The sequence below is a fragment of the Klebsiella sp. Lac1 genome, assembly GCF_009825425.1.
Taxonomy (GTDB): Bacteria; Pseudomonadota; Gammaproteobacteria; order Enterobacterales; family Enterobacteriaceae; genus Klebsiella; species Klebsiella electrica.
Genome location: NZ_VJZJ01000001.1, coordinates 176,063 through 189,584, shown reverse-complemented (window position 1 = coordinate 189,584; position 13,522 = coordinate 176,063). Strand labels below are relative to the sequence as shown.

10 protein-coding genes are annotated in these 13,522 nt (G+C 52.8%); 3 read left to right on the top strand and 7 right to left on the bottom strand.

Going from position 1 to position 13,522, the window contains the following annotated elements; genetic code table 11:
* Positions 1-102: 102 nt before the first annotated feature.
* From ppiD to bolA, 7 genes are all read right to left on the bottom strand, one after another.
* Positions 103-1,977: a peptidylprolyl isomerase gene (ppiD, locus tag FNY10_RS00860; RefSeq protein ID WP_160702171.1), complete on the bottom strand. Its 1,875-nt coding sequence runs from the start codon at positions 1,975-1,977 to the stop codon at positions 103-105.
* A gap of 213 nt (positions 1,978-2,190) precedes the next feature.
* Entirely contained in the window at positions 2,191-2,463 is a 273-nt protein-coding gene (hupB, locus tag FNY10_RS00855) for a nucleoid-associated protein HU-beta (RefSeq protein WP_002444653.1), read from the bottom strand.
* 207 nt (positions 2,464-2,670) lie between these two features.
* Positions 2,671-5,025, bottom strand: coding sequence for an endopeptidase La (gene lon, locus FNY10_RS00850; RefSeq protein WP_100683133.1), 2,355 nt, complete (start codon positions 5,023-5,025; stop codon positions 2,671-2,673).
* A 184-nt stretch (positions 5,026-5,209) separates the two neighbouring features.
* Positions 5,210-6,484 (bottom strand): ATP-dependent protease ATP-binding subunit ClpX, encoded by a 1,275-nt coding sequence (gene clpX / locus FNY10_RS00845; RefSeq protein WP_004858716.1) that lies wholly within the window; start codon positions 6,482-6,484, stop codon positions 5,210-5,212.
* A gap of 132 nt (positions 6,485-6,616) precedes the next feature.
* Positions 6,617-7,240 (bottom strand): ATP-dependent Clp endopeptidase proteolytic subunit ClpP, encoded by a 624-nt coding sequence (gene clpP, locus FNY10_RS00840; RefSeq protein ID WP_100683132.1) that lies wholly within the window; start codon positions 7,238-7,240, stop codon positions 6,617-6,619.
* Between the two features lie 360 nt (positions 7,241-7,600).
* Positions 7,601-8,899, bottom strand: a complete 1,299-nt coding sequence (gene tig, locus FNY10_RS00835; protein WP_100683131.1) for a trigger factor — start codon at positions 8,897-8,899, stop codon at positions 7,601-7,603.
* A 341-nt stretch (positions 8,900-9,240) separates the two neighbouring features.
* The gene (gene bolA / locus FNY10_RS00830) at positions 9,241-9,558 is read right to left on the bottom strand and encodes a transcriptional regulator BolA (RefSeq protein ID WP_100683130.1); all 318 of its coding nucleotides are present in this window, start codon (positions 9,556-9,558) and stop codon (positions 9,241-9,243) included.
* Positions 9,559-9,983: 425 nt separating this feature from the next.
* Here bolA and FNY10_RS00825 point away from each other — a divergent pair, with 425 nt between their 5' ends.
* The 3 genes from FNY10_RS00825 (at position 9,984) to cyoA (ending at position 13,509) form a co-directional block, all read left to right on the top strand.
* Positions 9,984-10,562 carry a lipoprotein gene (locus FNY10_RS00825; RefSeq protein ID WP_160702173.1) on the top strand — a complete coding sequence of 193 codons (579 nt, stop codon included), beginning with the start codon at positions 9,984-9,986 and terminating at the stop codon, positions 10,560-10,562.
* A 43-nt stretch (positions 10,563-10,605) separates the two neighbouring features.
* Positions 10,606-12,081 carry a muropeptide MFS transporter AmpG gene (gene ampG / locus FNY10_RS00820; protein ID WP_160702175.1) on the top strand — a complete coding sequence of 492 codons (1,476 nt, stop codon included), beginning with the start codon at positions 10,606-10,608 and terminating at the stop codon, positions 12,079-12,081.
* Between the two features lie 480 nt (positions 12,082-12,561).
* The gene (gene cyoA / locus FNY10_RS00815; protein ID WP_004858705.1) at positions 12,562-13,509 is read left to right on the top strand and encodes a cytochrome o ubiquinol oxidase subunit II; all 948 of its coding nucleotides are present in this window, start codon (positions 12,562-12,564) and stop codon (positions 13,507-13,509) included.
* The last annotated feature ends 13 nt before the right edge of the window (positions 13,510-13,522 follow it).

Sequence of the window (13,522 nt, the reverse complement as noted above, 5' to 3'; positions counted from 1 at the left end):
TGGAAAAAGAGTACAAAAGGCAAACCGCAGAAATGGAAAAGGCCGCGAAAGCGGCCTTTGAGGATTACATCACGTTACTGATTTTTGCGAAGCGTCACAAAATTATGGCTGCTGGTCGATGGCATCGCCGAGTTTAATTTTCGCAGACTTACGCAGGTTGCTCATCAGCGCTTCGAAAGCAATCTGAGCATTGTTCTGCGTGATGCCTTGAACCATGGCTTTTTTCTGCTCTTCCGGCATGTCGCCGGCTTTCACTTCATCCAGCGCCAGCAGCACCACGTTGCCTTTGATGTCGCTACCCATACCGTAGACAGGTTTACCCTGCTGCGGCAGCGGCAGAGCAAACGTCGCCTGGCTCAATGGATCCTGACCGGTACGGGCCAGCGTCTGCGCCGGACCGAAGCTTAAACCTGCGGCTTTCATCGCCTCGTCACCTTTGCCATCTTTGAGCGCCGCCAGCAGCTTGTCTGCATCCAGCTTCGCCTGTTGTTCAGCTTTGGTGTGTTTTACGATATCAATAACCTGCGCTTTCACATCCGCCAGCAGCTTCACGGCTTCCGCTTTATGCTCGCTGATGCGCAGAACAAATGCGCGATCGCCATCGACGGTGATGATATCGGAGTTGCTGCCCGGCGTACCGTTCTCGCCCACCAGACCGCCGTTGAAAATAGCATCGGAGACCGGTTTAAAGTTCAGCTCTTCCGGCAGATTGTCACGCCCAAACCAGCCGGTTTCGCTCACTTTCACACCCGCAGCCTGTGCGGCGCTGGCCAGAGATTCGTTATCATTGCTGGCCGCATCGCTCACTTTCTGCTGTAGCGCGTAGTAAGCATCCAGCGCTTTTTCCTGCTTCACTTTCGCCGCGATATCATCGCGAACGTCAGCCAGCGGTTTAACCTTCGCCGGCTGAACATCATCAAGACGGACAACCAGGAAACCCACGGAAGATTTAATCACGCCAGAAAGCTGGCCTTTTTCTTTCAGACCGGCATTTTTCAGCTCCGGCACCGTTGCGGCATCTTCCATCCAGCCCATATCGCCACCGTTGCGGGCAGAGATAATGTCGGTAGATTTTTCTTTCGCCAGGGCGGCGAAATCGGCCCCTTTCTTCAGTTCATCCAGAATAGTCTGGGCATCGGCTTCGGTCTTGGTCTGAATCACGCTGTAGCGGTTACGCTGCGGCTGCGTGAACTGATCCTGGTGCTGATCATACCAGGACTGAATTTCCTGGTCAGAAGCGTTCTCCTGCATGCCAGCCGCATCCATTTTGATGTAGCTGACGCGGAACTGCTCCGGCGCCATGAAACGGGCCTGGTTTTGCTGGTAGTAAGCGTTGATTTCCTCATCGCTCACCGTCTGCTTCGCCGCCAGCGCGTTGACATCGATGGTGGCTTCACGCACTACGCGTTGCTGAGATACCAGCGCAGCCAGCTGATCGGACTCACCGGACAGCATAAAGTCGGTACCGGCAATGGCATTAATCAGCTGCTGAGTCGTCAGCTGGTTGCGCAGCGCCTGCGCGTACTGATCGGTGGTCATACCCATTTGATTCACGATGCCGCCAAAACGTTCGTTATCAAATTTGCCGTTAGTCTGGAAAGCCTGGGTCTGGAAGATAGCCTGTTTGACTTGAGCATCGCTGACGCTCAGTCCAAGTTCGCGGGCGTACTGGTCAAGCAGCGACTCGTCAATCAGACGGTTCAGCACCTGCTGACGCATGGTTTTCATGTAGTTTTCGTTGGCCGCCAGTTCCGAGAACCGATCGCCAAGCTGCTGCTGCATACGGTTACGTTCGCTGGCAACGGCATTTTCAAACTGCGAGCGACCAATTTCCTGGTCGTTAACTTTCGCGGCATAATTGTTACTGCCGCCAATCAGGTAACCACTCACCCCGGTCAAAATGAACGAGATAATGATAATACCGAAAATAATCTTGAGCACGACGCTATTGGCGGCCGTGCGTAGGTTGTCCATCATGGTGTAACAACGCTCCGCTGTAGATGACTTTAGCTCGCGCAGCATAGCACGTGATGGCTGCCGCGCGTGAGGACCTATTTTGACAAGAAAATGGGGGGATTGTCAGCCCACAAGTGCGTACAAACACACATAAAGTCGGGTTTCGGGCAAATAAAAAAGGCACATCTCGCGATGCGCCCTTGTACTTCGTCACATTCCCTGATGGGAAGCCGATCAGTTTACCGCGTCTTTCAGCGCTTTACCGGCACGGAAACCCGGCACTTTGGCAGCAGCGATGGTAATTTCTTTACCTGTTTGCGGGTTGCGACCGGTACGGGCAGCGCGCTCTTTCACAGCAAAGGTACCAAACCCGACCAGCGCAACGTCATCTCCAGCCTGCAGAGATTCAGTAACAGAAGCAATTAAAGCATCTAACGCACGTCCGGCTGCAGCTTTAGAAATGTCCGCACCCGCAGCAATTTTGTCAATCAGTTGAGATTTATTCACTGTTCTCTTCCTCTCTTTATAATTTATATCGCACCAGAATCCTTCGTGGTGCGACCGCGCAGCAGTTATATCAGGACTGTCATGCCCTTACAACAGAGTTGTAGATGACCCCCTGCCAGCGATCTAAGTTAGCTACACAAAAAAAGGCTGGCAAGTACGAATTTACTTCCCAGCCCCACTTTTCTTAGCGCTATTTGCGCGAAATCACTATTTTGCCGTGACGACCTGCATGCCAAAGGGTTCGTTCTGCAACGCAAGTGTCAGAACTTCTTCGATTCGTTTCACCGGATGGATATCTAAATCGGCAATAACGTTATCTGGAATTTCTTCAAGGTCACGTTTATTTTCATCAGGAATCAGAACAGTCTTAATGCCGCCGCGGTGTGCCGCCAGCAGTTTTTCCTTCAGACCGCCGATTGGCAGCACCTGGCCGCGCAGGGTAATTTCCCCCGTCATCGCGACGTCAGCGCGTACCGGATTCCCCGTCAGACAGGACACCAGCGCGGTACACATCGCGATACCGGCGCTCGGGCCGTCTTTCGGCGTCGCCCCTTCCGGAACGTGAACGTGAATATCACGTTTTTCGTAAAAGTCTGAGTTAATACCCAGCTTATCCGCACGCGAACGGACTACGGTCAGCGCAGCCTGAATAGACTCCTGCATCACTTCGCCCAGCGAGCCGGTATAGGTCAGCTTGCCTTTACCCGGCACGCAGGCGGTTTCGATGGTCAGCAGATCGCCGCCCACTTCCGTCCATGCCAGACCGGTGACCTGACCAACGCGGTTTTCGCTATCCGCACGACCGTAGTCATAGCGCTGCACGCCAAGGAAATCATGCAGGTTATCGCCGCTAATCGTGATGTGCTTCAGTGACTTATCCAGCAGCAGCTGTTTGACCGCCTTACGGCACAGCTTGGAAATTTCACGCTCCAGCCCACGCACGCCCGCTTCACGGGTGTAATAGCGAATAATCCCGATAATTGCGCTGTCCTCAACGGTCAGCTCGCCTTTTTTCAGCGCATTACGCTCAATCTGTTTAGACAGCAGGTGGCGTTTGGCAATGTTCAGTTTTTCGTCTTCGGTATAACCGGACAGACGAATCACTTCCATACGATCCAACAGCGGCGCCGGGATATTCATGGAGTTAGAGGTCGCCACAAACATCACGTCGCTCAGATCGTAGTCCACTTCCAGATAGTGGTCGTTAAACGCCACGTTCTGTTCAGGATCCAGTACTTCCAGCAGCGCTGAAGCCGGATCGCCGCGCATGTCAGAGGACATTTTGTCTATCTCATCCAGCAGGAACAGCGGGTTTTTCACGCCCACTTTCGCCATTTTCTGGATCAGTTTGCCCGGCATGGAGCCAATATAGGTCCGGCGGTGACCGCGGATTTCCGCTTCATCACGCACGCCGCCCAGCGCCATACGCACGTATTTACGTCCGGTCGCTTTGGCGATGGATTGACCCAACGAGGTTTTACCCACCCCCGGCGGTCCAACCAGGCACAGAATCGGCCCTTTGAGCTTATTCACACGGCTCTGCACCGCAAGATACTCAAGGATACGATCTTTCACGCGCTCAAGGCCGTAGTGATCGGTATCGAGGATCTCCTGAGCCTGACGCAGATCTTTTTTGACCTTGCTGCGCGCGTTCCACGGCACCTGCACCATCCAGTCGATGTAGCCGCGTACGACGGTCGCTTCCGCCGACATCGGCGACATCATCTTCAGCTTTTGCAGTTCCGCTTCGGTTTTTTCTTTTGCCTCTTTCGGCATTTTCGCCGCGTCGATCTTGCGCTTCAGCGCTTCGTTCTCGTCCGGGGCATCGTCCATCTCACCGAGCTCTTTCTGGATGGCCTTCATCTGCTCATTCAGATAGTACTCACGCTGAGATTTCTCCATCTGCTTTTTCACGCGGTTGCGAATGCGCTTCTCAACCTGCAGCAGATCGATTTCCGATTCCATCATCGCCATCAGATATTCCAGACGTTCGTTAATGTCGGACATCTCGAGGACGGACTGCTTATCGGCCAGCTTGAGCGGCATGTGGGCAGCGATGGTATCCGCCAGGCGCGCGGGATCGTCGATGCTGTTGAGCGACGTCAGCACTTCCGGTGGGATTTTCTTGTTCAGCTTGATATAGCCTTCAAACTGACCGATCGCGGTGCGCACCAGCACTTCCTGCTCGCGTTCGTCGATCGCCGGCGATTCAAGGTACTCGGCTTTCGCTGAAAAATGCTCGCCGTTATCCGATAATGCAGAAATACGCGCGCGCTGCAGGCCTTCAACCAGCACTTTGACGGTGCCATCAGGCAGCTTCAGCATCTGTAAAATTGATGCCACGGTCCCGACGGTGAAAAGATCATTTACACCCGGCTCATCCGTCGAAGCTTCTTTCTGCGCAACCAGCATGATTTTTTTATCATGGTCCATAGCCGCTTCAAGACAACGGATAGATTTTTCCCGCCCTACAAACAGGGGTATGACCATGTGCGGATAAACCACCACATCGCGCAACGGCAATACGGGGATTTCAATGCGTTCAGAACGCTCAGGATTCATAGAGCTCTCTCTTAGTTTAAAGTCCGCCAGGTAGCCAGCGGCACGACTCGTCATCGCGACGCCGTTAATATGTAATCCAGTATATGGGGATGTATTCCACACATTCAACGGCGGGAATGCAGGAAAAATAAAAGGGGGGATAAAATCCCCCCTTTTTTGTTAACTGCTTGAGCGAGCTGGTTAATTATTCACCAGACGCCTGCTGCGCTTCCGGTTTGCCATAGATCAGCAACGGCTTGCTCTGTCCGTCGATAACGGAGGCGTCGATAACCACTTTTTCCACATCTTCCATTGACGGAAGATCGTACATGGTATCGAGCAGCGCCGCTTCAACGATAGAACGCAGACCGCGTGCGCCGGTTTTACGCGCCATCGCTTTTTTGGCGATCGCGTCCAGCGCTTCATCGCGGAACTCCAGCTCAGCGCCTTCCAGGTTGAACAATGCCTGATACTGTTTAGTCAGGGCATTTTTCGGCTCTTTCAGGATCTGAATCAGCGCTTCTTCGCTCAGCTCATTCAGCGTTGCGACGACCGGCAGACGACCAATGAACTCCGGAATCAGACCAAATTTGATCAGATCTTCCGGCTCAACCTGCGACAGCAGCTCGCCTTCGCTCGCTTTGTCGGATTTGGCTTTTACCGTCGCGCCGAAACCAATACCTGAACCGGTTTCTACACGATGAGAAATGACCTTATCCAGACCGGCAAACGCGCCGCCGCAGATAAACAGGATCTTAGAGGTGTCAACCTGCAAGAACTCCTGCTGCGGATGCTTACGCCCGCCCTGCGGTGGTACCGCGGCAACGGTCCCTTCGATAAGCTTCAGCAGCGCCTGCTGCACGCCTTCACCAGAGACATCGCGGGTAATCGACGGGTTATCCGATTTACGCGAAATTTTGTCGATTTCATCGATGTAGACGATACCGCGCTGCGCTTTCTGTACGTCGTAGTCGCATTTCTGCAGCAGCTTTTGAATGATGTTTTCGACGTCTTCACCGACATAACCGGCTTCGGTCAGGGTGGTAGCGTCAGCCATGGTGAACGGCACATCCAGCAGGCGCGCCAGCGTTTCCGCCAGCAGCGTTTTACCGGAACCTGTCGGCCCAATCAGCAGAATGTTACTTTTACCCAGCTCAACGCCGTTGCTGGTATCACCATTGCGCAGGCGTTTGTAGTGGTTGTATACCGCAACGGCCAGCACTTTTTTCGCCGGCTCCTGGCCGATAACGTAATCGTCCAGGTGATGGCGGATTTCGTGCGGCGTCGGCAGCGCACTGCGTTCACGATGCGGCGCGACTTCTTTAATCTCTTCGCGAATGATGTCGTTACATAAATCAACGCATTCGTCGCAGATATACACGGATGGCCCGGCGATCAGCTTACGTACTTCATGCTGGCTTTTGCCGCAAAAAGAGCAATACAACAGTTTGCCCGAACCATCTTTGCGTTTATCTGTCATGAGTCCAAACCTCTTATTAAGTTCTTTGTGCCGCACACGACGACGCAAATGCCATTCTCAGGCGCAAGCCGCTGACACGCGTTGTGCCGCCCTACTCCAGACAAGTATAGCGGCCCCCTTACGCCAGGGGCATCAATTACGATGGGCCAAAATGGAATCGACCAGGCCGTATTCCACCGCTTCGGAGGCTGACAAGAAACGGTCACGCTCGGTGTCGTTCTCAATCTGCGCCAGGGATTGACCGGTATGGTGTGCCATCAGTTCATTCATCCGCCCTTTCACTTTCAGGATCTCGCGGGCGTGAATTTCGATATCCGTCGCCTGACCCTGATAGCCGCCCAGCGGCTGGTGGATCATCACGCGGGAGTTTGGCAAGCAGAAACGCTTGCCTTTTGCCCCTGCAGTCAGCAGGAATGCGCCCATCGATGCCGCCTGGCCCATACAAATGGTGCTCACGTCAGGCTTGATGAACTGCATGGTGTCGTAAATCGACATCCCGGCGGTGATCACCCCGCCCGGAGAGTTAATGTACAGATAAATGTCTTTTTCCGGGTTTTCCGCTTCCAGAAAAAGCATCTGCGCCACGATCAGATTCGCCATGTGGTCTTCCACCTGGCCGGTCAGAAAGATGACGCGTTCCTTGAGCAGACGGGAGTAGATATCAAAAGAACGTTCACCGCGCGAGGTCTGTTCAATGACCATCGGCACCAGGGCCATATGGGGTGCAAAGTTATCTCGTTCGCCACTGTATGACATTTCCGTCTCCTGGATTAATTTTGAATAAACCTGCCGCACTGATTGTAACCTTATGGACGGATTATCAGCCAGAGTCTTCTGTCCGTCATCATTCAAATTACCTGAATATCAACCTGACACCCACAACCTGAACGAATCCCGACAGACACGCTTCGTCATTATGCATGATTTCACGCATGCGGTTTCCTCTCCTCGTAGTGGGGGCGATGCAATCATAATTCAAGCATAACAAGCTTTTGTCGTAACGCTATCATTGATATCGCATTTTCGCACTCATCCTGAAGCTATTGCTGCGATAAAAAAAAAACCCGCCGCCTCTCGGCAACGGGTTTTACCTGAACGTTAAACCGTGGGGCGAAATTACGCCTGCTGGTTCATCAGCTCATTGAAGGTGGTGGCTTTTTCAGACACTTTCGCTTTTGCCAGAACGGCTTCAACAGCCTGCTCTTCCAGCGCGACGTTGCGCATGTTGTCCATCAGTTCGTTGTTTTTGCTGTAGAACTCAACAACTTCTTTCGGATCTTCGTAAGCGGAAGCCATCTCTTCGATCAGGCCTTTAACGCGATCTTCGTCAGCTTTCAGCTCGTGGGTACGAATCACTTCGCCCAGCAGCAGACCAACAACAACGCGGCGCTTAGCCTGCTCTTCGAACAGTTCGCGCGGCAGTTCCAGAGCCTGTTTCTCATTGCCACCGAAACGCTGAGCAGCCTGACGACGCAGAACGTCGATTTCGCTGTCGATCAGGGCAGCCGGCACGTCGATGTCATTGGCTTTAACCAGACCTTCGATAGCCTGAGACTTCACGCGGTTACGCACGGCGCCTTTCAGCTCGCGATCCATGTTTTTACGCACTTCAGCGCGCAGACCTTCAACGGAACCATCTTCAACGCCGAAACGTTTGATGAATTCAGCAGTCAGTTCCGGCAGTTCGCGCTCTTCAACTTTCTTCAGGTTGATAACGAACTTAGCCGCTTTACCTTTCAGGTTTTCTGCGTGGTATTCTTCCGGGAAGGTCACATCGATAGTGAACTCTTCGCCCGCTTTGCGGCCTTTGATACCGTCTTCAAAGCCCGGGATCATACGACCCTGGCCCATCGCCAGTACGAAGTCAGACGCTTTGCCGCCTTCAAACTCTTCGCCGTCAACAGAACCGGTGAAGTCGATAGTTACGCGGTCTTCTGCATCAACAGCGCCATCTTTGTCTTTCCAGTTAGCCTGCTGCTTACGCAGAGTGTCCAGCATGGTGTCGACGTCAGCGTCGGTCACTTCAACAACCGGTTTTTCAACTTCGATTGTTTCCAGACCCTGCAGCGCAACTTCCGGGTAAACTTCGAACTCTACCGCGTAGGTGAAGTCTTCGCCCAGCTTGTATTCGCCCGGAACGTAGTTCGGCGCGCCGGCCGGATTGATTTTCTCTTTGATGATCGCGTCAACGAACTGACGGCTCATCAGGTCGCCCAGCACGTCCTGGCGAACGGATGCGCCATAACGCTGAGCAACAACATTCATCGGCACTTTCCCTTTACGGAAGCCGTCAATGCGAACTTTTTTCGCCACGTTGACCAGCTCGCTTTTGACAGCATTCTCGATGCTGTCAGCGGCGATAGTAATCGTTACACGGCGCCCAAGGCCCTGAGTGGTTTCAACTGAAACTTGCATCTTGTTACCTCAAAAAAATCACAGTGCTCGGTCAACTCTGGAAGCGCGTGTACGTTGCTTCGCAGAACCGGGATGCCCTCTTCAATCAGAAACACATTCCCTGTCGTCAGAATCATCCCGAAGACATTCATATAAGACGCGGCATTATAGCGGCATCACTTTTGTGAGTCGAGAACGGTTGTCGCCCACTGCTGCGGCATTTTTCACATTTCCCGCGCAAATTTGTCTTTAAAAGCGCCCACTGCGCACATTTTCAGACAAAACAAAACGGCCCGCAGGCCGTTTTTGATAAATCTTCACGCAACATACTGGAAAAGTTCCCGCGGTTGCAAATACGATTTCTAGGCGATAGTTCCCGCGCCGCGGCAAGGAGGAGAGGCAAAGACCGTGTCCTGGAGACCTTCCCACTCTTTAATCGTATAGGTATGCAGCGCCAGCGCATGCACAGTGCTCGACAGCTCCTCAGTCAGCGTACCGTAGATCATCCGGTGACGGTTGAGAAAACGCTCGCCGGTGAACCGATCGCTCACCAACACCACTTTAAAATGACTTTCAGAGCCAGCCGGGACATTGTGGCGATAACTTTCATCCACGACTTCGAGATACACGGGGTCGAACGCTGCCCTAAGTTTTGCTTCGATCTGTTCACGTATCATCATGAATTTTCTCCTCCGACAACGCTGAGATGCCGCCATTCCTTTTAAATGTTAGCCGCTTTTACCGCTTCCATTAGGGGAAAACAACAAAAAATTAGCATTCTTCCGATATTTTCATTCAAAAGTATCAAGTTTACTGACTCTCTCCCGCCGAACAGCCGCCAGGATCGCGATAAAAATGGGAGAAGGCGATAAAATGTACAACGCGATGAATTTACATGCGCTGCTACTTCCCCTCGCCGTTGGCGATGTTATGATGGCGGTAATTTTCCTCAATGACCCCAAATAAAGTTGAGCGACGAAGGCTATAAACGGGAAAGTCCTCAGGCGCTTGCTGAAGTCAGCGACGAGGGCCAACAAGAGCCGCTAACGCAAGCGTTGCTTGATGTATGACGGGTATAACAACACCATGCGCTGAGACCCTGAACATGTTTAAGAAAATGCTTTTCCCGCTGGTCGCGATGTTTATGCTGGCAGGATGCGCGACGCCTCCGACCACCATTGATGTATCGCCGAAAATGAGCCTGCCGCAGCAGGATCCAAGCCTGATGGGCGTCACCGTCAGCATTAACGGCGCGGATCAGCGTCCGGATCAGGCGCTGGCGAAGGTCACCCGCGATAACCAACAGGTTACGCTGACCGCGTCCCGCGATCTGCGCTTCCTGCTGCAGGAAGTGCTGGAAAAACAAATGACCGCGCGCGGCTATATGATTGGGCCGAACGGCGCAGTCGATCTGCAGATCATCGTGAACAAACTGTATGCCGACGTTTCACAGGGCAACGTGCGATACAACATCGCTACGAAGGCAGATATCGCGATTATCGCTACCGCCGTGAACGGCACCAAAATGACCAAAAACTATCGCGCAAGCTACTCTGTTGAAGGCGCCTTCCAGGCCTCCAACCAGAATATCGCCAATGCGGTGAACAGCGTCCTGACCGATACCATCGCCGATATGGCGCAGGACACCAGCATTCATGATTTCATCAAGCAAAACGCGCGTTGATCGTCAGCAAACCCGGCCTCGCGCCGGGTTTGCGTCATAAGCTATGTCCAACCACTACTTACGCATTTTCCAGCAGCCTAAATCAGCTATTTTGCTGATCCTTGGGTTTGCTTCCGGTTTGCCTCTCGCGCTGACCTCCGGCACGCTCCAGGCGTGGATGACCGTTGAAAATATCGATCTGAAAACGATCGGCTTCTTCTCACTGGTTGGTCAGGCCTACGTCTTTAAGTTCCTCTGGTCGCCGGTGATGGACCGCTACACGCCGCCGTTCCTTGGCCGACGCCGCGGCTGGCTGCTGACCACCCAGTTTCTGCTGCTTATCGCCATTGCCGCGATGGGGTTCCTTGAGCCCGCCAGCCAGCTCCGCTGGATGGCGGCATTAGCGGTAACGATCGCCTTCTGCTCCGCATCGCAGGATATCGTCTTCGACGCCTGGAAAACCGATGTGCTGCCGGCCGAGGAGCGTGGCGCTGGCGCGGCCATCAGCGTACTGGGCTATCGCCTGGGGATGCTGGTATCCGGCGGTCTGGCGCTGTGGCTGGCTGACCGCTGGCTCGGCTGGCAGGGAATGTACTGGCTGATGGCCGTGCTGCTGATTCCCTGCATTATCGCCACCTTACTGGCGCCAGAACCGAGTGATGTCATTCCGGTGCCGAAAAGCCTCGAACAGGCGATCGCCGAACCGCTGCGCGATTTCTTCGGACGCAACAACGCCTGGCTGATCCTGCTGTTAATCGTCCTTTATAAGCTCGGCGATGCCTTTGCGATGACGCTGTCCACCACGTTTTTGATTCGCGGAGTCGGTTTTGATGCCGGCGAGGTCGGAATGGTCAATAAAACGCTGGGACTTTTCGCGACGATTGTTGGCGCGCTGTACGGCGGCATATTAATGCAGCGCCTGACCCTGTTTCGCGCCCTGTTGATTTTCGGCGTGCTGCAGGGTGCCTCCAATGCCGGCTACTGGCTGCTGTCGATTACCGATAAACATCTTTATTCCATGGCGACGGCGGTCTTTTTCGAAAATCTGTGCGGCGGTATGGGCACGGCGGCGTTTGTCGCCCTGTTAATGACGCTGTGTAATAAATCGTTTTCCGCCACCCAGTTTGCTTTGCTGTCCGCGCTATCGGCAGTCGGTCGCGTGTACGTCGGGCCGATTGCCGGTTGGTTCGTCGAAACGCACGGTTGGCCAACGTTTTATCTGTTCTCTGTCTTTGCCGCCGTCCCGGGGATCCTGCTGCTGCTGCTCTGTCGGCAAACCCTGGAGTACACGCAGCGCACCGGCAACTTCATCCCGCGCACGCAATATCCGCAAACCTATGCCCTGGCGCTGCTGATTCTGGCTACGGGTTCGCTGATGCTGGGCGTATGGCTGTTGCTGCTGATACTCAATGCCCTCGACTTCACCGCTTTTTCCTTCCTGCCCATGCTGCTGGAAATTGCGGCCATCACCGCTATCGTCGGCATTGTGCTCGGAAGTCTGCTTGACTACCTGGCGTTGCGGAAGAGCGCGCTGATTTAACGCGCACTTGTGGTGTTATTAGCCGTTGTAATCACTGATCGTAATTATAACGGCTTATTAACGATTTTATATTGTTCATTTTTCATTTGCTGTTTTGTGCGCTTTGCATTTTGGGAAGTTATTGACAACTTTTACTCAAAACATTAAATAATTTAACCGATTCAGCAAAAACTGATTTAATATCGCCATAGCGCAATGTCTTTTATTTGATAATTAATTGTTAATTAGTTGTGTTATTTTTTGGTGTTTATACTCATTACCTCATAAGCCAATAGCTTCTTATCTCTTTCGTTATAGATCCCGCATATAGCGGGCGTTGCAAGCATTAGCATCACACTCAGTTACATATGTGACAAAGCGAGCAGAACCTGCTAACACAGAACTGACACAGCTCCAATCATGTTTACAGTAATGCAACCTTCCCGTAAAATGCCCGAACACTTTAAGCGCCACCAGATTCCGTGGAATTGAGGTCGTTCAATGAGACTTAGGAAATACAATAAAAGTTTGGGATGGATGTCATTAATCGCAGGTACTGTATTACTCAGTGGTTGTGATTCTGCGCTCCTTGACCCAAAAGGACAGATTGGACTGGAGCAACGTTCTCTGATACTGACGGCCTTTGGCCTGATGATGATTGTCGTTATTCCCGCCGTCTTAATGGCAGTAGGATTTGCCTGGAAGTATCGTGCGAGTAATAAAGATGCGAAGTATAGCCCGAACTGGTCACACTCCAACAAAGTTGAAGCGGTGGTCTGGACGGTTCCTATTCTGATCATCCTGTTCCTGGCCGTTCTGACCTGGAAAACCACTCACGCACTCGAGCCAAGCAAACCGCTTGCTCACGAAGAGAAACCGATCGTCATCGAAGTCGTTTCGATGGACTGGAAATGGTTCTTCATCTATCCGGAACAGGGTATTGCTACCGTCAACGAAATAGCCTTCCCGGCGAACGTACCGGTACACTTCAAAGTGACCTCTAACTCCGTGATGAACTCGTTCTTTATCCCACGTTTAGGCAGCCAGATTTACGCAATGGCCGGGATGCAGACTCAGCTGCACCTCATCGCGAATGAAACTGGCACTTATGACGGTATCTCCGCAAGCTATAGCGGCCCGGGCTTCTCTGGTATGAAGTTCAAAGCTATCGCCACGCCGGATCGTGCAACCTTCGATCAGTGGGTAGCGAAAGCGAAACAGTCGTCGAATACCATGGACTCCATGGCGGCTTTCGACAAACTGGCTGCGCCTAGCGAATACAACAAAGTGGAATACTTCTCTGACGTGAAACCGGATTTGTTTAAGGATGTTGTGAACAAATTTATGTCTCATGGCAAGAGCATGGATATGTCCCAACCTGAAGGCGAGCACGCAGCGCACGAAGGGATGGAAGGCATGGACATGAGCCACGCGGAAACCGCTCACTAAGGGGCCGAGGAAG

Excerpts from the sequence above, each read along its gene's own strand:
- ppiD (WP_160702171.1), bottom strand. The coding sequence starts at position 1,977 with ATGATGGACAACCTACGCACGGCCGCCAATAGCGTCGTGCTCAAGATT.
- lon (WP_100683133.1), bottom strand. The coding sequence starts at position 5,025 with ATGAATCCTGAGCGTTCTGAACGCATTGAAATCCCCGTATTGCCGTTG.
- clpX (WP_004858716.1), bottom strand. The coding sequence starts at position 6,484 with ATGACAGATAAACGCAAAGATGGTTCGGGCAAACTGTTGTATTGCTCT.
- clpP (WP_100683132.1), bottom strand. The coding sequence starts at position 7,240 with ATGTCATACAGTGGCGAACGAGATAACTTTGCACCCCATATGGCCCTG.
- tig (WP_100683131.1), bottom strand. The coding sequence starts at position 8,899 with ATGCAAGTTTCAGTTGAAACCACTCAGGGCCTTGGGCGCCGTGTAACG.
- bolA (WP_100683130.1), bottom strand. The coding sequence starts at position 9,558 with ATGATGATACGTGAACAGATCGAAGCAAAACTTAGGGCAGCGTTCGAC.
- FNY10_RS00825 (WP_160702173.1), top strand. The coding sequence starts at position 9,984 with ATGTTTAAGAAAATGCTTTTCCCGCTGGTCGCGATGTTTATGCTGGCA.
- ampG (WP_160702175.1), top strand. The coding sequence starts at position 10,606 with ATGTCCAACCACTACTTACGCATTTTCCAGCAGCCTAAATCAGCTATT.
- cyoA (WP_004858705.1), top strand. The coding sequence starts at position 12,562 with ATGAGACTTAGGAAATACAATAAAAGTTTGGGATGGATGTCATTAATC.